The organism is Streptomyces sp. NPDC088725 (genome assembly GCF_044751305.1).
Lineage (GTDB): Bacteria > Actinomycetota > Actinomycetes > Streptomycetales > Streptomycetaceae > Streptomyces.
Genome location: NZ_JBIVLO010000001.1, coordinates 229,166 through 246,272, shown reverse-complemented (window position 1 = coordinate 246,272; position 17,107 = coordinate 229,166). Strand labels below are relative to the sequence as shown.

Here is a 17,107-nt window from a genome sequence, read left to right as displayed (position 1 = left end):
CAGCCCCGCCACTCGAATAGCCCACCATTGAAACATCGACATTGCAATCACGGCCAACAAAGTGCAGTGGACTCGAAATGATTGATCCACAGAATTGACGACAGTAAACAATAGACCCATTCGTGGTCGGTCAAAGAATGGTAGCGACAGGAATGTGAATGGTAGACTCTTAAATGTCATTCACAAAGGAGACGGGACCTGCGCCGCCAGCAAGCAACAGCAGGCCCCGTCCGGGTGGAACGTGGATGCGCGGCGGGGGCCCGTCACACACGGGCTCCCGCCATCACATCCTGGTCAGAGCAGCCACGACTTGATCGCGTACGCAAGCCGCACAACGGCCAGGGCGAGTTGCGTCACGACGACCGCAGTCCTGCACCGGTGCCGTAGGCGTGCCCAGAGGCGACGCCTCGACTTCAATCGCATCGCCCCCTGTGGCGATTCTTGACCAGGATCCTTCATGCCTATACTCCCTTCTCTCGACATGGCGCCAAAAAGGCGCAACGCGCCCTCAATCTACCACCCGATGCGCACCCCAACCGGCCGTCCACATAGCAACACGCAAGGGGCGACGCATATAATTTGACTCCCCCCCCTCCAGGGGAACATTAATGAATAGCGCCGACGCCAACACCGAAATAAATACCAGCTTCAAGGGAGCCATGAAGACGCAGGTCAAACGCCATTTACGCCGTATAGCGCGGGGCGATTGATCCTTGCCGAGTGCACACCACCCCATCACCCAGCCTGAAGTGACCCCGCTCACACCCCTTCGGGGCGCTTGCCGTCTGTACCGGGCGGCTTCTCGGCGATGTCCAGCCATGCCGCTGGCTGGCACGTCCTCGTCGAGAGCTTGGTGGCCGCGCCCGACCAGGCAGGGCAGCTGGCAGGGAGGTTCGCTGGACCACCGGCTTGATGGTGGATGCATCATCAAGACTCGGCAGGCTCTGGCCTGCTCGGATTCCTCGACGCCGCCGAGGCGGCTGACTGCGGGGCAGAGAACCGGTTCCGCTTGCGCGCGCGGAACATAGCCGCAGAACGCCGGTTAGCCAAACCGGCGAACCTCCGGACCATTGATCCTCCCACCGCAACCTCGCTCCGCGTGGAAGGACCCGCATGATCCCGCCGCCCTGGACGCCTCCGCCGAACCCGGCCTTCGCACCGACGCACGACCTGCTCACCCCCGCGCGGGACATCACCCACCAGCACTTCCAAGCCGGCGACCAGGTCGTCGTCCTCAAAGGAGTTGTCAGCGGAGAGTTGTGGGGGGATTCGATGCGCGTCGTCGCCCCGTCCTGGCACACCCCGACCGGCGAAGACGGATGGCGGGTGCGGGACGCCACCGGGGGCGCCCAGTCCTACGTCACCGCCCACCCCCGCTACCTCGTTCACCTGTCGCGCCGCTGCCCGGACTGCCTGATCTATCTGCGCGCCATGGAAGATCATCTCCTCCCGAAGTACGCCGGGCACAACACACTGATCGACTGCGGCTGGTACACCACCACGGCCCTCGGCCAGCTCGTGCACATCGCTGATGCCCGGAGCGGCCGGTGAATCTCCCCGTCCGCCGCCCCGGCCGCGCCCTTGCCCTCCTCAAGGCGAAGGGCCTGGCCACTGCACATCCGGCCGCGCCCTCCTGGCCGATCCGCCTGGCAGAAGATCTGCGCGAACTCGACGCCGACTGGCAGGAATCGGCCGAGGTGTGTGCGGACGCCGCCTGGGCCGCACGTTCAGCCGGGCACGGCGTCCTCAGCCTGCTGAGCCCGGAGCAAGTCACCGCCGCTGGCCCTGATCCGGTGACCACCCGCACCTTCCGGCATCTGTACTTGAGCGCCCTCCGGTTCGATTTTCGCTGCCCCTCTCTCCAAGCTTTCGTCGAACAACTCCCGGACACCGCGCTCAGGTCGCTGGACTGCTACAGCCGCGCCCTGTACGCCTTCGCGCTGCTGGGCCAGTCCCGTCCCGAGGGCCTGACCGTCATGGACGAGGTCCTTGCGGAGGGCGGGGAGCACGCCAAGACCCTGCACGTTCTTCTGCACGGGCTGTGGCTCGGCCAGGACCTGGACCAGGGCGCGGAGCGGCTCCTGTCCCTCAGCACCCGACCGGCCCTCAACACCGGTAGAGATCCGATCGTGTTCTTCCGCGTGGCCGGCGCCCTGCGTCGGCTCGGCCGATACGACGAAGGGCTCGCCGCCATCGACCGGGCCCTGGACCTTCTACCGCCTGGTGACATCGCGGTGCACGCCGATCTGGTGCGCGAGCGCTCCCTGATTTCCGCCGCCCGTGACCTCCACCAACGCCCGCCTCTGCGCGCCTTGGGAGGCACGCCGACGTGATCCCCCGCGTCAACGAACGCACGCACGCTCCGCGCGACCCGCTCAGCGAGGCGCTGGGACGCGCGGTTCCCTTCGAGGGCGGTCTGCCCGAACACGCCGTCGTCGCCTACTGGCCGGGGCTGGATTCCTACACCCTGGACGACGAGCAGGCGACGTGGACAGCCACCCAGTGGGCCGAGCACCTCGAAGGCCCGCTTCTGGAGCATCCGTTCACCACCGGCCCCCAAGGCGGCCGACGAGCAATTTTTCACCTCGATGCCCGGCTCCACCCCGACGATCGGGACCTGTCCGCTGCGGAGTGGGCCGAGGCTGCCCACCGCCTCGCGCGCGCCGCCGGCATCGAGACACCGGGCGACAAGAACGGCTGCCATTGGATCGCCGTCCAGGGCAAACCCGGGCGTCTCGACGTGATAGCCAACCTCGTCCGCCTCGATGGCGCTTGGCAGCGCCAGCCAGCCGACCTCCTGCGACGTCTCTCGGACGAGGCCCGTCGCGTCGAAGAGGACCTGCGCCTCACCCCCGTACCGACCGCCTCCCATCAGCAGGTCAGAGCCCCGGGAGTGCCGACCGCGTCGACGCAGTTCGCCACGGTCCTCGCCCAGCTCGCCGACGAACAGGTCGGTCCGCTGGCCTCAGTGCGCGCCGCTCACCGCATCACCCACCAGCCCGGTGCCGCCGGCCCCGACACCGCGCACCGCCTGGAGCTGATCGCCCGACGCCTCTACGGCATCCAGCAGGACCTCCTCACCACCGCCACCCGCCTGAACTCCCCGTCCCACCCGCGCACAGCCCTCTCGGCACCGCCCACAGCCAAGGCAGCCAGGCGCCAACCCCGTTAGGAAAAAGCTTCTTTGCCCCATGCCGACCGCTTCCTGGTCGTGCGCCGCGATCCGCACTCCGAGGAGGTCCTCGCCCGCGGTGGCGATCCGGAGGCACACAGCATCCTCCAGCGAGCCGGTCTCGTACCCGTCGTCCGCGTCCACGAGACCTACCACCGCGCCCCCGCTCACCTCGTTCCCAACGAGGAAACCCGCATCGCCACCGAAGCAGTCGCCCGGCTTCGATCCGCCGGATACCACGTCGACTGTGACGAGGACTTCGACACCGACGCCCGCCCGCTCAGCTACCTGCCGCTGGGCGCCTCTGTCGCCCATCTCGCCGAGCGCATCCGGACGGCCGGCACTACGGACGAGGCGGCCGACGCTCTCACCGAGCTGACCGCTCCCCACGACGGCGTCCTGGCCGCCCTCGGCGAAGTCCTCAGCGTCGCAGGCGAGTTCCACGAGGGCCTCGGCGAAGCGGCCGACCCTCACATCGCCCGCCGACTGCGCTACCTCGCCGACGAAGTCCTGCACATCATCCGCACCGACCTCTCCGACACCCGCGATGCCCTCGCCGACCGGCATGCCCCGCACCCCGGCCGCAGCACGTGCGCCGAAGAGGTCTCCGCCACCGAACGCGAGCGCTCTGCCGTGTGCGCCTGCCCGCCCCCGCCGCGCATGGTCCCGGCCCCGCCGCCCCCCGTGGCCGCCGGTCTGCGCCGCTGACCCCCACTTCGCCCAAGGACACCAAACACCATGTACGACTATGAAACCGAGCGCCTCGCCTCGTTCGCCGACGTGCTCGCCGGTGAACTCCCGGACACCTGGACCAGCTTCTACCACTCGTCCGAGGACAAGGACGACCTCGTTGAACTGTCCAACCGGGTCTGGGACTTGGACCTCGTCGCCGAGTCCCTCAGCGAGCGTCCGCTCCAGCAGGCAGCCGTCCTGAGCCGCCCGGACGGCGCCCAGCTCGTCGTCCTCGACCGGCACGACGAGCGAGACGGATTCCTCATCGCCGCCGTCGCCCCCCGCTCACTTCCCGACGAGGCATACCGTGGAGTGCACGAGCCCAACGGCATCGCCGTGGCGGACGACCCGTTCCTGAGTGCCGAGCAGGTCGCCGGCGACCTGCTCGCCCGCTATGACACAGCGCTCGCCCAGGTCCGGCACAACGTCATGGGCGGCATTCAGCCTTCCCAGCCGGATCGGGTCGTCCTGACCTGGCAGCAGGACGGCAGTGTCGCCGCCGCGCCCGTCGGGGAAACGGCCGGCGCCGTCCTTGTCGCTCACGGCTTCATCCAGGATCCGCAGACCGGTATCTACCGCCTCAGCGCGGACGACACGAGGGCCCAGGCTCGCGCATTGCGCGAGATCGGCCCGCAGCTCGACGCGCTCGGCATCGGCACGGCGCTCCAGCACCCCGCGGCCCGGACCGCCCCCACCGCCGCCATGCCGCCGGCCCCTGCTGCCTCCCGTAACCCGACCACCAGGGCTCGATGAAGGTCAGAGCCTGGGGCGTCTTGCCCCATCGCATGGACGCCGTGGGCGAAGACCCCGAACCGGTCTCCCAGCTCGGGAACACGGCGGACGCGCTGTTGAGCGCCGCCCACCACATCCTTCTCCCCCGCGATCACGCCACCCGCGTACCGGAGCGGTCGACACCCACGACAACGTCGCCGAACCCCGGGACGCAGGTGTCCGCCCCCGCGTCCCGCCGCCGCTGAACTGGAGAACCGACCATGGCCAATCTGGCCGACGAATACGGCACCGATGTCGAGATCTACATCACCCCTCTGAGTAACACCATCCACGCCGACACCCCCACCGGCGCCCCCTCCGAGCTCCACGACCTACTCGACCAGCTCGGTCTGGAACGCCAAGAAGTCCGCACCGCCGGTCCTGTCTACATCTGGCACGTCGTGCCGGACCATCTCGATGCCTACGAACAGAAGCGCCTGGCGACGCGCGCCATCCCCGCCCTCATCCTGGCCGGGTACGAGGTCAACTGCACCCCCGAAGTCTTCGATGCGGCCGCCTACCAGCAGGTCGTGCACGAGATCCGCGCCAGCAAGCCCCAGCCTCTCGTGCAGCATTCGGCACCGGCCGCCTCCTCGCGCCCCGCACCGCCCCGGCGCACCCCGTGACGCCGCCCGTCCCGCACCGTCCGAACCATCGGAGAACCCCGTAGTACCGCGCACACCCCCACCGATCTCCCACAGCCTCAAGCCCCGCCTGGCCACCGCCTTGTTCCGCCGCTATCTGCGCGCCTGCATCGCCACCGGTCCGGACCGTGCCTCCACACTGGCCGGCGCGCGCCCGGGGGCAGCGAAGCCGCTGGTCCCCGCTCCGCTTGTCGTCCGGCGGCGCCGGTGAAGAGGACGCAGTGGCAGGGCTGGGGGCCGGGCGAGCAGGCCCAGCAGCATTACCTCGTCGAACCCCGGGCCCTCGCAGGCGACGGCGACGTCCGGTACGTCTCCGAATTTCTGCGCGCCTCCGGCTGGCGGGACACGTCGAAAAGGGGCGGCCCCCTCTCCATGGAGAGCCAGGACCGCACGGTCCGGATCGTCTACAACCCCTATGTCCCGCCGGGCGGGTGGACGGTCAACGGCGCCGCGAAGGGGCACCAGGACGAGTGGTGGGCGCACCTCGGCTCGCAGACGCCGGTGGAGATCGTGGCCGGTCTCACGGACGCCCTCACCCGACCCCGTTCCGCGCATGCCCCCAACGTATGGGCGCCGTTTCAAGAGCAGCGCTGGCGTACACCGCCCAACGCCGAGCATGTCACCGCGATCAGCCCCGACGGCAGCGCCTGGATGCAATACCACCAGGCCCCCGGCGGCGAGGCGATGTGGTGGTCGGGGGCGAATGACGGCCAAGGCAACGGCTGGGCCGCCCAGTTCACATCCAGCACGCCGATGCATCTCGTTCAAGCCTTCTCGACCGCGCTCGCCAGCCCCGAGCCCGTGATGCGCCCGCTCGGACGCGTCCCGCGGAGCGCACGGATCCGCACTACGTCCGTCTCGGTGCTGCCCTCCCAACTCGGCGCTTGGCAGCAGGCCCGGATCACCGCCGCCCGCGCTGCCGTCTGGTCCCGGAACAGCGCCCGAACTGGTCGGCCCCACGCCGCAGCCCGACCCCACTTCCCTGTCGATGGCACCCGAACCCGCCGCTGACCCCGACGTCCACCACGCGAGAAACCCGATGCCCGTACTCACCCCGGACACCGTCCGCGCAGCGACCGAGACCGCGTCCCGCCTCACTGACTTCCTGCGCGACACCCCCGACCCCGAAGAGGCGCTCGCCCTCGTCGAGACCCTGCTCGACCAAGACGGGGCCTCCCCGTCCAGCTCGCCAACACGCTGCGGCGCACTCGCCCGCAGTGTGCAGTACCACCCGGACACCCCGCACACCGCGGAGGTCGACCTCTTGATCACCGAACTGCGTACCACTGCGCGAGAACAGGCTGACCAGCACACCGTCCACTACGCCCTGGACGGTGTGCGTCCCCTGTTCGAGGAGAACTCTTCGACCAAGCCGGGGGGCTGCTGGTGTCGCTGAGCGAACGGCAGCTCGCCTCCTTCGCCGACAAGCACGCGTGGCAGATCCCTTTCGACACCAGCCCGCGTCACCTCGCCGGCCACGGAGACGCGCGCCACGTTACTCACGGCCTGGCCGCCGCCGGGTGGGAACGTACATCCGACGCGCTGAGTGCCGAGATCGTTCTGCGCAGCCCTGATCACCGGCACCGCCTCCAGTTCGACCCGCAGTCCGCCACCTCTGCCTGGTGGCGGCTGTGGTCCGCGACCACCGATACCGAGCCGAGCTGGTACGCCGAATTCGGCGAACTCGTGCCCGCCGAGGTTCTCGGCCACCTCACCGACGCCTTGATCGCACCGCCACCCACCGCGCGGCCCAGTCCATTCGAGGTACTGGAGTCGGCGGGATGGCTGCTGGACAAAGCGACCGCGGCTCATTCCGCCGACGGCATGTGTCATGTGGAACAGCGCCCCGCCCGGGACGACGACCGCGTGTCGTCCTGGCTCATCGAGACCCGCCAGCCGGGCTACGGCACACCGAGGGGCCCCCGGATCTGGCACGCGTGGTTCGACAGCAGTACCCCCGAACACCTCGTCGGGGCCTTCATCACCGCACTTGCCAACCCCGCTCCGCTCCAGCGCGCCATGTTCGACCGCACCGCCCACCACAGTGTCGTGCAGAAGCTCAGCCCCCTCACCCCCGAGCAGGTCGTCGAGGCACACACCACTCGGCTCGCCACCATCCGTTCGCAGGTCCGTGCCGCCCGCCGCCAGCAACGGCCCAAGCCCGCCGCGGCCCCGGCGAAGACCGGCATCGTCCCTCCGGCCGCTCGCCGCTGATCCCGAGAGGATCCCTCACCATCTCCCTCGATAAAGCCACTCATCTCACGTTCCTGCAGAACGTCGACGGCTTCGTCCACGACAGCAAGACGATCCTCGACGCCTGGGACGCGTACTCCGACGAGCACACGGGCCTCGACGGCTGGCCACTCGACGACCACGCCTACGGGCTCCGCCAGAGCCAGCGCGACGCCGACACCGCTGCGGCATTCGACAACATCCGCGAAAGCGCCCACCACCTGCTGGCCACAGGCGAGACCCAGCTCGCGAGCCTGCCAGCGAAGGCTGTACAGATCCGCTGGGCATACCAACTCGGCGTTCTGCACACCGCACTCAATCACCTCGACAACCTGCACGAGCAATGGCTGCGCACGCGCGACGCCCTACCCGCCGACGCCCAGCCCGGCACCCCGGCTTTCGACGACGCTCTCGCCGGGCACCACGCCGAATCCTGGAGCTATCTCGACGACTGGGCTACCCACGCCCGTGTCCTCCGTGACATCAATTCAGCAGCACAGCACGAGTCTTCGCCGTCGGCTCCGCCACCCACCGCCATCCCCACGCCCGGCCGGACCAATTCCGTACGGAGATGACCGTGCCCGCTGCACCCGAGACGGTAGAGGTCGAGTTCATCGCGCCGCGTCACCTGGCCGCCGGCGGTGACGCCGCCTGGGCCACCGTTCCCCTTCACCGCGCCTGCGGCTAGAGCTACGCCGACGACCCCCTGATGCCGCGTGTCGTCCTCTCCAGCCCCGACCGGAAGGCCCGCCTGCGGCTGGAGCCGGACCCCGACGGACAGTGGTGGACCCTCTATCACGCTCCGGAGCCGGACCGGCTCGCCTGGTACGCGAGCTTCGGCGCCCGCACGCCTGTCGAACTCATCGCCGCCTTCACCGACGCGCTGACTGACCCGGCCCTGCCGGCGGACGCGTCCTCCGATCCGTTCGCGCCGCTCCAACAGATCGGTTGGGCGCCCGCCTTCGCAGACAACGGCCGCGTGTCGCCCGACGGCACCGCGTACGTCCAGCGGCTGGGCAGTGCGGAAGAACCGGGCACCTGGTTCGTCACCGCCGCACTCGGCCAGGACCGGCCGGTGTGGCAGGCCCGCTTCGGCACGCATACTCCCGCCCGCCTCGTTGCGGCGTTCACCGCTGCGCTCGCCGATCCGCAGCCCGTGCCGCGCTTCGACAGCGGGCGCAGTCTCGCGACCCTCGACCCGAACGTCGTCACGCGTACGGCTACGGACGTCCTCGCCGTGTACGTCGCCGGGGCGCTGGAAGAACGCGTCCACTCCCTCGCTGCCCGACACACCGCCCCGTCGTCGAGCCCAACCCCCTCGCGGCAGCCGCAGACCAAGAACAGCCGCAGCCGCTGACCCCCGTCCCCGCCCAGAAGCACGTAGCCCTTGCCACCCTCCTCGAACAGCTCCACCGACGGGTACGACATCGTCCTGCGCCTCCTCCTGGGAGTGCTCGCGGTCGTCCTGCCCCTGTCCCAACTCGCCTGGCTGTCCGGCAACATCACCTCCTCCCTCACCGGAGCCAGCTGGGCCCCCTACCAGCCGACCACCGCCCTGCTCCACCCCGAACGGTTGTGGCCCGAGGCCGGAAAAGCGTCCCTGCTGATCGGCACCAGAATCGTTCCCGTTCTCCTCCTCTTGGCCCTCGGGGCAGTGGCGGGCGTCCTGTGGGCCCGGTACAAGAACCGCAGCGGCAGCCGGAAGAAGAAGATCACCGACATGGCGAAGGCTCGGGACATCGAGCCGCTGATGGCCAAAGCGATCGCCGAAAAGGCTCGTTCACTGCGCCCGAGCCTGAAAGACGCCAAGCGCATCGACGCGAAGGACACCGGCATCCTGCTCGGTAACCTCCAAGGCAGCCGCGCTGAGGTGCGCATGGGGTTCGAGGATGTCGCTGTCGCGATCATGGCCCCCCGGTCGGGCAAGACCACATCGCTCGCCATCCCCTCCGTTCTCGCCGCGCCCGGCCCGGTCCTCCTGACCTCGAACAAGGCCGCCGGCGACGCCTTCACCACCGCCTACGACGCCCGGGCGGAGGTGGGGCAGGTGTGGACCATGGACCCGCAGCAAATCGCCCACGCTGCCCGCGAGATGTGGTGGAACCCCCTCGCCAGCGCGACGACCCTGGACGGCGCGAATCGGCTGGCCGGGCATTTCCTCGCCGCGAGCGTCGACGCAAGCCAACAGGGCGACTTCTGGTCCAAAGCCGGCAGCAACATCCTCAGCCAGCTGCTCCTGGCCGCGGCGCTCGACGAGCGCCCGATCACCGACATCATGCAGTGGCTCGCCTTCCCGGCCGACCGCGCTCCGCTCGACATCCTGCGCGACCACGGCTTCGCCGCCGTCGCCGCCCAGCTCAAGGGGACCGTGGAAGGGCCGCCCGAGACCCGAGACGGCATCTACGAGACCGCGAGACAGTACGCCGCGGCCCTGCTCAACTCCGAGATCGCGGCGTGGGTGACGCCACATAAGGACATCCCCGAATTCCGGCCGACGCAGTTCGTCACCTCCACCGACACGCTGTTCCTGCTCAGCAAGGACGGCGGCGGCGGAGCCTCCGCGTTGATCGCGGCCTGCGCCGACTCGGTGATGCGCGCCGCGACCGCCCAGGCCGAGCGCGCCGGCGGACGTCTCGACCCGCCGATGCTGGCAATCCTCGACGAGGCGGCCAACGTCTGCAAAATCTCGGACCTTCCGGACCTGTACTCCCACCTCGGTAGCCGCGGCATCATCCCGATCACCATCCTCCAGAGCTACCGACAGGGCCAGAAGGTGTGGGGCGACGCCGGAATGGACGCCATGTGGTCCGCCTCGACGGTGAAGGTGATCGGCAGCGGCATCGATGACCCGGACTTCGCGGACAAGCTCAGCCGTCTGATCGGCGACCACGACGTGGAGACCACGTCCACCTCGCACTCGGAGTCAGGGAAGTCGACCTCTGTCTCGATGCGGCAGGAGCGGATCCTGCCCGCCGACGCCATCCGCGCCCTCCCCAAGGGCACCGCCTTGTGCTTCGCCACCGGTATGCGCGCCGCGATGCTCGACCTTCGCCCGTGGTACCTGGAGCCCGGAGCAGAGGAACTGTCCGCCGCGTCCGCCCGCGCGTCAAAAGCGATCACCGCCCGCGCCATCGCGAAGCACGGCCCGACGCAGGCCGACTTCGGAACGGCCGCATGAGTAAGCCGCACCTGCAACCTGCTGGCCGTCCGCTCCGGCGCCACCCGCAGTCCCGTCCCCGGTGGCGGCACCGGAATAACCACTTCACACCGTGCCCGCTGACCACTACCAGGGATCCGGACGTAACCGGGTGCCAACCCCAGCGATGCGGACGCGCCGCAGGATCCCGCTCCCCGAAACCCCCTGGACAACCGTGTCTTTTGTGACCATCCCCGATGTATTCATCGGGTCCACCGACGACGGGCACACCTTCGTCGTCCTCAACCGCCGCATCCGCGCTGCCGACCAACTGCTGACCGAGGCCGGGTTCCTCGCCCGCGAGCACCTCGGCCGCACGGTCTACCTGCTCCCACCGGGCACTGCCCAAGACGCGCACGAGCGCGCCGAGACTGTGATGGACGGGCTCCTGGCCCACACCTACGACCTTGTCGACCTCTCCTGGACGACGCGCTGGAGCCCCGACACTCCCGTACCCGCAGCCGACCCGGACCTCGGCTTCCAGTTCGCCGACGGCACCGTGACCGCGACAGCCGGGACCGACGCCGCCCGCTCGATCCTGGAACAGCACCACTTCGCCCTCGCGGCAGACGGCTCCTCCTACCGTCCGCCGCCCGGGCTGGACCAGAACGGCCTGCTCCGCGCTGTCACGGCCGCCGAGACGCATGCCTACACCCACGGCCTCAGTGTCCGCTTCGACCTCGGCATCCCGACGCCCGCGGACATCCCCTCCGCACCCCACCGGCGGTCAACTGCCGTCGCCAGCAAGCCTCCCGCTCCTGCGGCTCGCCGTCACACCCGCTGATCCTCGCTGCCCGTCGGCCTCTGCTTCCCTTGGAGTTTCCACACGTCCTCCGACACCCCTACGGCGCATGACCTCGCCCGCGCCCTCGCCGACCAGATCCGCCCTGGCGCCGCGCCGCGTGACGTGATCGTCAGTTTCAGCGTCCGCCGCCAGGCGGCAGCCAAGTACAACCACTACAACCGGGGCGGACCCGTGACGGGCGTGGCCCAGGCGCTGCACGCCGGCCTCTACGGCCTGCCGGCGGACGACGACCCGCTGCCCACCGCCCTCGACGCGCTCCTGCAGGCCACGCACACCGCGAACGCCCCTGAGCAGAAGGCCGCGATCCTGCGGCAAGTCGCCGACCAGCTGCGCAATGCCGCCGAGATCATCCAGCGCTATCAGGAGCGGGCTCAGTGGGACCGGTTCCCCGACGATATCGCTGAACAGCTCCGCGACGCCTATGACCAGGTCCAGCAGGTCGCCACGAACCTCGACCTCGTCGCACCCGCCTTCAGCAGCCGTTCCAGTACGGACGCGCCGACTGGCTCGCGACCGCGCCCCGCTCAAAGCCGAAGCGCCACCACACCCGCGAGCCCGGCTCCACCGGCCGCACACCACCGCTGACCTCACACCTTCCGCACCACCCCGGCCACGCCGATCCCCTCCACGACCAACCCGGCTGCGCGCTCGGCCTGTTCGTCCCCGCCTGCCCGCACACGGCAACCGGCAACGCCGCGACACAACAGCCTCATTGAGGGCGCACCCCCGCCTCCCCAGGACAGACCATTTCAGATCAGCCCCAATTCCGCGCCCTTTCCCTGGGCGCAGGAGTCCAGTCCAGCACCCTCCTCGCCCTTTCAGCCGAGGGAATCCTTCCGACGGTCGACTACGCGATCTTCGCCGACACCGGATGGGAACCCGAAGCTGTTTACGCCCATCTAGACCGTCTGGAACAGGAGATCGCCAAGCCCGCCGGCATTCCTGTTCTCCGTGTCTCGTCCGGCAACATTCGCAGCGACGCCCTGAACCCGGACCACCGGTTCGCATCCATGCCCCTCCACATCCTGAACAAGGACGGGCGGCCTGGAATGACCCGCAGGCAGTGCACCGGCGAATACAAGATAAAGCCAATAAAGAAGAAGATCCGTGAGCTACTGGGACACCCTTATCCTTCGCGTGTACCCAAGGGAGTGTTCGTCGAGCAGTGGGTGGGGATCTCCACCGATGAGTTCCATCGCGCCAAAGACGCCGATGTGAAATACATGCGTAATCGACATCCGCTTCTTGATCTGGACTGGAGCAGGACGGATTGCGTCCGTTACCTGACCTCTCTCGGACTGGCGGATACGCCGAAATCAAGTTGCCTCGGATGCCCTTTCCATGACAACGCACAGTGGAGGTATATCAGGGACACTTCACCGTCCGAGTGGGCGGACGTTGTCGAATTCGACGCGGCTATCCGGTTGGGAAATGCCCGCGCCAACGCATCCGGCAGCCGACTGCTCGGTGAGGCATTCTTGCACCGTTCCCGTGTCCCACTGAGCCAGGCGCCGATCGACCATGTCACCGCCGCCGAACGGGCCGCCCTCAACATCGAGGCCGACGAAGCCGACGAGCTGGAGAACGGTGTCGTGGACGGCTGCTCGCCCTGGGCATGCCGCGGAGATACGGACGCGCTGACGCAGGACCACTTCGGGCTGGCCACCTGATACTCGATCTCTTCGCGGGACCGGGCGGCTGGAGCAGGGCCCTTGGGGTACTCGGCGTACAGGACATCGGTCTGGAATGGGATGCATGGGCCTGCAAGACCCGTTCTGCCGCTGGGCAGTTGACCATCCGGACCGACGTGTCGATGTATCCGACGTGGCCCTGGGTCGGCCGGACACGCGGGCTGATCGCGAGCCCTCCGTGCCAGGCGTGGAGCATGGCCGGCAAACGCCTGGGCCTGGTGGACCAGCCCCTGGTCCACCAGGCAGTCGAGGACCTCGCCGCCGGACGCGACACCCGCGAACGTCTCCTCGCCTCCTGCCGCGACGAGCGCTCCCTGCTCGCCGCAGAGCCGATGCGCTACCTCCACGCCCTCAACACCGTCGGCGAGCCCGAGTGGGTCGTCATGGAGGAGGTGCCGGACGTTTTGCCGCTGTGGAAGCAGTACGCAGCCGTGCTCCGTCGTTGGGGATTCTCCGTGTGGACGGGCGTCCTGAACGCCGCCGACTACGGAGTACCCCAGACAAGGAGGCGGGCGATCCTGCTCGCCTCGCGGGTCCGCACGGCCCAGCCCCCCGCACCGACGCATGCCCAAGTCGCCGAGCCCGAGACGCTGTTCGGTCCCGGCCGCGCAGGCTGGGTCAGCATGGCCGAGGCCCTGGGGTGGGGTGCCACCGACCGGCCCGTTCCCACCGTCTGCGCCGGCGGCGGGCCCGGCGGCGGCCCCGAACCGTTTCCCTCCGGTTCCCGCAAGGCCCTGTCCGACGCCCGTGAGCGAGGCACTTGGACGCCGCGGCCGGACAGGGTCGCCCCGCAGTCCCGCCGCGAAGAAGCGGCAAGGGAGGCCCGGCAGCGAGCCCGCGAGGAGCGTGCCGGAACTGCTCCGGCACCCACGTTCTCCCCGGAGGCGTACCGCTGGTCCTGGTCTCTGCGGAGCAACAACCAGGCCAACGCCACGGTCCGCGCGCTGTCCGAGCCGGCAGGGACGCTGTTCTTCGGGCACCGCGCCAATGAGTGCACCTGGATCGCCGAACCCGCCGCCGCACAACGTGAGGACGGGGTGTTGGCGCCTGTCCCGGAGCCGATCCGGATCACCGCCCGAGAGGCCGGCATCCTGCAGACCTTCCCGGCGGACTACCCCTGGGCCGGCAACAAGGGCCAAGCCTTCAGCCAGATCGGCAACGCCGTACCCCCGTTGCTCGCGGCCCACCTGCTCGCCCCGCATCTGAGCGTCCCCCTCAATCCCGACGACTTCACCCTGGCAGCTTGATGCCCCGCACCCCCGAGCCCGACCTCGCCTCCATCCCGACGCCGCAACCGGTGTTCCACGTCGAGCAGGCCCTCCTCGGCGCGCTCCTGCTCGAACCGCAGCGCCTCGCCGACGTGACCGGGATCGGCCCCGACGCGTTCTCCACCGCCGCTCACGCGGCCCTGTTCGGCGCGATCCGCTCCCTGCCGGCCCCCGACCCGGTCGAGCACACGAAGAACACGAAGTGGCTCGACGCCGTACTCACCACCGCCCGCGAGCAAGCGCGCGGACTGTCCGCCTCCTACCTGCACAGCCTGATCCAGGTCTGCCCGCGACCCCAACACGCGCCCGTGTACGCCCGGATGATCGAGGCAGAGCACTCCCGGCGCCGTCTGGCCACCGCCGCTCAGCGCCTCACACACACCGCCCGGGACACCTCACTACCGCAGCGCGTGGCCGCCACCCTCCATGAAGCCGATGCCCTCACCACCGTGGTGGACGACATCGCCGCACGCTTCCCTCCCCACGCTGGATCCCTGCCCCGTACCGCCGTTCCTCCGCCGACCGCGCCCCACGACGAGGAAGCGACCGAGGAGGAGCAACTGCTGCTCGCCACCGCGACCGCGTACTCCAGCGGTGTCGAGCAGATGCGGTGGCTGACGCCCGACGACTTCACCCACCCCCTGCACGCCGGGCTCTGGCAGTGCCTGACCACCCTGACCCGGCGCCGGACGCCCGTCGACCCCGTGACCGTCCTGTGGGAAGCGCAGCAACAAAGCCTTCTCGGCACCGGGACCGAGCCGAGAGAACTGCTTGCTCTCCTCGCCGGACCAGTCGGTTCCCCGGAGCACTGGGGTGAGCGCGTTCTGGAGCGTGCCGTCCTCGGTACCGCTCACCACGTCGGCCGGCGCATCGAGGCGTTCGCCAACGACCCCGCCACCACGCCGTACCAGCTCGTCATCGGCAGCCGCCGCGCGCTCGCCGACCTGTCGGCCGTGCGTACCCGATGGCAGCACGCCACCTCCTTCTCACCCGCGCCGGCGAACCGGCCCGGGCTCGCCAGGGCTACGGGCGTGCCCCGGGCCGGCCCGCCGCGGGCCACGGCCCCCTCCGCCGTGCGCAGTTCCCGCTGATCCCACCCGTCGGCGGCCGGACCTCTGCGGTCCGGCCGCCGGCAGAAGAGAGCCACCCTTCGTGACGACACCCTCCATCGACGCGCACGTCCGCCTCGACAACCACCCCACCCACTCCAGTGCAGTGACCGCCGTCCTGACCGGCCCCCAGGCCCACATCGCGCACAGGGCTCTGAAGGCTGACGGCTGGGTCGCGGTCGCCGAGAACACCCTCGTGCTGGTCCGCATCGACAGTGAGGAGCCCTACTGGGCGGAGAAGGCCGTCCAGGCCCTGAACGCCGAAGGCATTACAACCGAGTTCACCCCCGAGCTGCGCGAGGCGATCGACGAGGACTGGACCTGGGTCGACTACCCGATGCCCTGGTGCACCCGCAGCGAGATCCGCGAGGTCTCCGACGAGGCCCAGAAAATCTATGACGACATCCGCCACGGCAATCTCCTCATCCACGCCCACGCGCGGGACAGCCACACCACCGTCGCGGTCGGCACCTACCTCAGCGGCGGAAAGAGCGTCTACCTCCACGGAGAGAATCACCTGCGCCAGATCGCCAGGACATACGACTCACCCGCCCAGGCCCTGGTCGCTTTCGAGGAGTACCACGGCGTCACCATGCGCCCCGGACCGGCTCCTATGACGGACACTGAGCGTGCCGCCGCCCAGGCTCGAACCTCACTCGCCGTACCCGCCGTCGAGCCTCAGCCTCCGCGCCCAGAGCTGGAGACCGTTCCCGCGTACGCCGCCGAGGCCGGCGACCACGACGCGCTCCTGGACACGTTCCTCGACGCACACGGAGACTGGGAGAAGTGGAGGACCTGGTCCGACGAGACCACCCACGCCATCCATGAGTCCCAGACCCTGCGCATCGAGCGCACCCATGAAGCGGTCCCTGGTCAGACCGGCTGGGCGGTGGCCGCCTACGAGACGCCCGTCTCCGAGCGTATGTGGTTTCTCAACGCGAGCGGCGCGACTCCCGCCCCCGTGCTGCAGGGACTGCTGGATCACCTCGCCGACAGCGACGGCTGGGACACCACCCTCGGCACCCCGGTGAACGAAAAGACCGTCACCGCCGCCACGCAGCCCCTTGCCGACGCCGGGTGGGAACACACCGTCGACGGGCGCTGGATCCGCTGGACGTCTCCCGCCGGGGACGCGGGAGTCCAGTTCGATGCCTTCGCCGCCCGGCACCACCCGAACCAGAGCCTTGCCACCTGGACCGTCTGGGCCGGCCCGAGCCTCGACCACCCCACGTGGACCCTCACCGCGTCCCCGCACACCCCCAGCTCACTGCTGGCCGACCTCTCTGAGAACCTCGCCCACGGAACCGGCACCCGCCAAGTGCGGGCCGCAGGCCGCGAACGCGGGACGAGCCTCGGCGCCACACCCTCGGCCATCCCCGTGGCCAAGTTCGGCTCTGCGCCCAGCCGTGCACGCTGATCACCGGTATGTCAGAGCGGCGCAACATAGCGGGGGATCGCCGGTTAGCCAAACCGGCGATCCCCCGCAT

General features: G+C 69.4%; 17 protein-coding genes. All 17 read left to right on the top strand.

Annotated features, from left to right (window positions below):
• Nucleotides 1-1,113: 1,113 nt before the first annotated feature.
• The 17 genes from ACIP6N_RS01010 to ACIP6N_RS00930 all read left to right on the top strand — a co-directional run bounded on the left by ACIP6N_RS01010 (nt 1,114) and on the right by ACIP6N_RS00930 (nt 17,037).
• Nucleotides 1,114-1,551, top strand: coding sequence for a hypothetical protein (locus tag ACIP6N_RS01010; protein WP_401811807.1), 438 nt, complete (start codon nt 1,114-1,116; stop codon nt 1,549-1,551).
• The gene (locus ACIP6N_RS01005; RefSeq protein WP_401811806.1) at nt 1,548-2,333 is read left to right on the top strand and encodes a hypothetical protein; all 786 of its coding nucleotides are present in this window, start codon (nt 1,548-1,550) and stop codon (nt 2,331-2,333) included. Before ACIP6N_RS01010 ends, ACIP6N_RS01005 begins: the two co-directional genes overlap by 4 nt.
• A complete protein-coding gene (locus tag ACIP6N_RS01000; RefSeq protein WP_401811804.1) occupies nt 2,330-3,172 on the top strand; it encodes a relaxase/mobilization nuclease in 843 nt (280 codons plus the stop codon). The genes ACIP6N_RS01005 and ACIP6N_RS01000 overlap by 4 nt, the downstream gene beginning before the upstream one ends.
• Nucleotides 3,173-3,184: 12 nt before the next feature.
• The gene (locus ACIP6N_RS00995) at nt 3,185-3,880 is read left to right on the top strand and encodes a hypothetical protein (protein ID WP_401811803.1); all 696 of its coding nucleotides are present in this window, start codon (nt 3,185-3,187) and stop codon (nt 3,878-3,880) included.
• Between the two features lie 30 nt (nt 3,881-3,910).
• The gene (locus tag ACIP6N_RS00990; protein ID WP_401811802.1) at nt 3,911-4,657 is read left to right on the top strand and encodes a hypothetical protein; all 747 of its coding nucleotides are present in this window, start codon (nt 3,911-3,913) and stop codon (nt 4,655-4,657) included.
• A gap of 239 nt (nt 4,658-4,896) precedes the next feature.
• A complete protein-coding gene (locus ACIP6N_RS00985) occupies nt 4,897-5,301 on the top strand; it encodes a hypothetical protein (protein ID WP_401811801.1) in 405 nt (134 codons plus the stop codon).
• 225 nt (nt 5,302-5,526) lie between these two features.
• Nucleotides 5,527-6,330: a DUF317 domain-containing protein gene (locus tag ACIP6N_RS00980; protein ID WP_401811800.1), complete on the top strand. Its 804-nt coding sequence runs from the start codon at nt 5,527-5,529 to the stop codon at nt 6,328-6,330.
• Nucleotides 6,308-6,715, top strand: a complete 408-nt coding sequence (locus tag ACIP6N_RS00975) for a hypothetical protein (protein WP_401811798.1) — start codon at nt 6,308-6,310, stop codon at nt 6,713-6,715. The genes ACIP6N_RS00980 and ACIP6N_RS00975 overlap by 23 nt, the downstream gene beginning before the upstream one ends.
• Nucleotides 6,706-7,533 carry a DUF317 domain-containing protein gene (locus ACIP6N_RS00970; RefSeq protein WP_401811797.1) on the top strand — a complete coding sequence of 276 codons (828 nt, stop codon included), beginning with the start codon at nt 6,706-6,708 and terminating at the stop codon, nt 7,531-7,533. The genes ACIP6N_RS00975 and ACIP6N_RS00970 overlap by 10 nt, the downstream gene beginning before the upstream one ends.
• 727 nt (nt 7,534-8,260) lie before the next feature.
• Nucleotides 8,261-8,908 carry a DUF317 domain-containing protein gene (locus tag ACIP6N_RS00965; RefSeq protein WP_401811795.1) on the top strand — a complete coding sequence of 216 codons (648 nt, stop codon included), beginning with the start codon at nt 8,261-8,263 and terminating at the stop codon, nt 8,906-8,908.
• A 30-nt stretch (nt 8,909-8,938) separates the two neighbouring features.
• Nucleotides 8,939-10,729, top strand: a complete 1,791-nt coding sequence (locus ACIP6N_RS00960; RefSeq protein ID WP_401811793.1) for a type IV secretory system conjugative DNA transfer family protein — start codon at nt 8,939-8,941, stop codon at nt 10,727-10,729.
• Nucleotides 10,730-10,931: 202 nt separating this feature from the next.
• Nucleotides 10,932-11,531 (top strand): hypothetical protein, encoded by a 600-nt coding sequence (locus ACIP6N_RS00955; RefSeq protein ID WP_401811792.1) that lies wholly within the window; start codon nt 10,932-10,934, stop codon nt 11,529-11,531.
• A 123-nt stretch (nt 11,532-11,654) separates the two neighbouring features.
• Nucleotides 11,655-12,137 (top strand): hypothetical protein, encoded by a 483-nt coding sequence (locus ACIP6N_RS00950; protein WP_401811790.1) that lies wholly within the window; start codon nt 11,655-11,657, stop codon nt 12,135-12,137.
• Between the two features lie 194 nt (nt 12,138-12,331).
• The gene (locus tag ACIP6N_RS00945; protein WP_401812592.1) at nt 12,332-13,222 is read left to right on the top strand and encodes a hypothetical protein; all 891 of its coding nucleotides are present in this window, start codon (nt 12,332-12,334) and stop codon (nt 13,220-13,222) included.
• Nucleotides 13,168-14,490, top strand: coding sequence for a DNA cytosine methyltransferase (locus tag ACIP6N_RS00940; protein ID WP_401811788.1), 1,323 nt, complete (start codon nt 13,168-13,170; stop codon nt 14,488-14,490). The genes ACIP6N_RS00945 and ACIP6N_RS00940 overlap by 55 nt, the downstream gene beginning before the upstream one ends.
• Nucleotides 14,490-15,602, top strand: coding sequence for a DnaB-like helicase N-terminal domain-containing protein (locus tag ACIP6N_RS00935; protein WP_401811787.1), 1,113 nt, complete (start codon nt 14,490-14,492; stop codon nt 15,600-15,602). The genes ACIP6N_RS00940 and ACIP6N_RS00935 overlap by 1 nt, the downstream gene beginning before the upstream one ends.
• A gap of 61 nt (nt 15,603-15,663) precedes the next feature.
• Nucleotides 15,664-17,037 (top strand): DUF317 domain-containing protein, encoded by a 1,374-nt coding sequence (locus ACIP6N_RS00930; RefSeq protein ID WP_401811785.1) that lies wholly within the window; start codon nt 15,664-15,666, stop codon nt 17,035-17,037.
• Nucleotides 17,038-17,107: the final 70 nt, after the last annotated feature.

Coding starts and splice junctions, on each gene's coding strand:
- ACIP6N_RS01010 (WP_401811807.1), top strand. CDS start 1,114: ATGATCCCGCCGCCCTGGACGCCTCCGCCGAACCCGGCCTTCGCACCG.
- ACIP6N_RS00990 (WP_401811802.1), top strand. CDS start 3,911: ATGTACGACTATGAAACCGAGCGCCTCGCCTCGTTCGCCGACGTGCTC.
- ACIP6N_RS00985 (WP_401811801.1), top strand. CDS start 4,897: ATGGCCAATCTGGCCGACGAATACGGCACCGATGTCGAGATCTACATC.
- ACIP6N_RS00975 (WP_401811798.1), top strand. CDS start 6,308: ATGGCACCCGAACCCGCCGCTGACCCCGACGTCCACCACGCGAGAAAC.
- ACIP6N_RS00965 (WP_401811795.1), top strand. CDS start 8,261: ATGCCGCGTGTCGTCCTCTCCAGCCCCGACCGGAAGGCCCGCCTGCGG.
- ACIP6N_RS00940 (WP_401811788.1), top strand. CDS start 13,168: ATGCCGCGGAGATACGGACGCGCTGACGCAGGACCACTTCGGGCTGGC.
- ACIP6N_RS00935 (WP_401811787.1), top strand. CDS start 14,490: ATGCCCCGCACCCCCGAGCCCGACCTCGCCTCCATCCCGACGCCGCAA.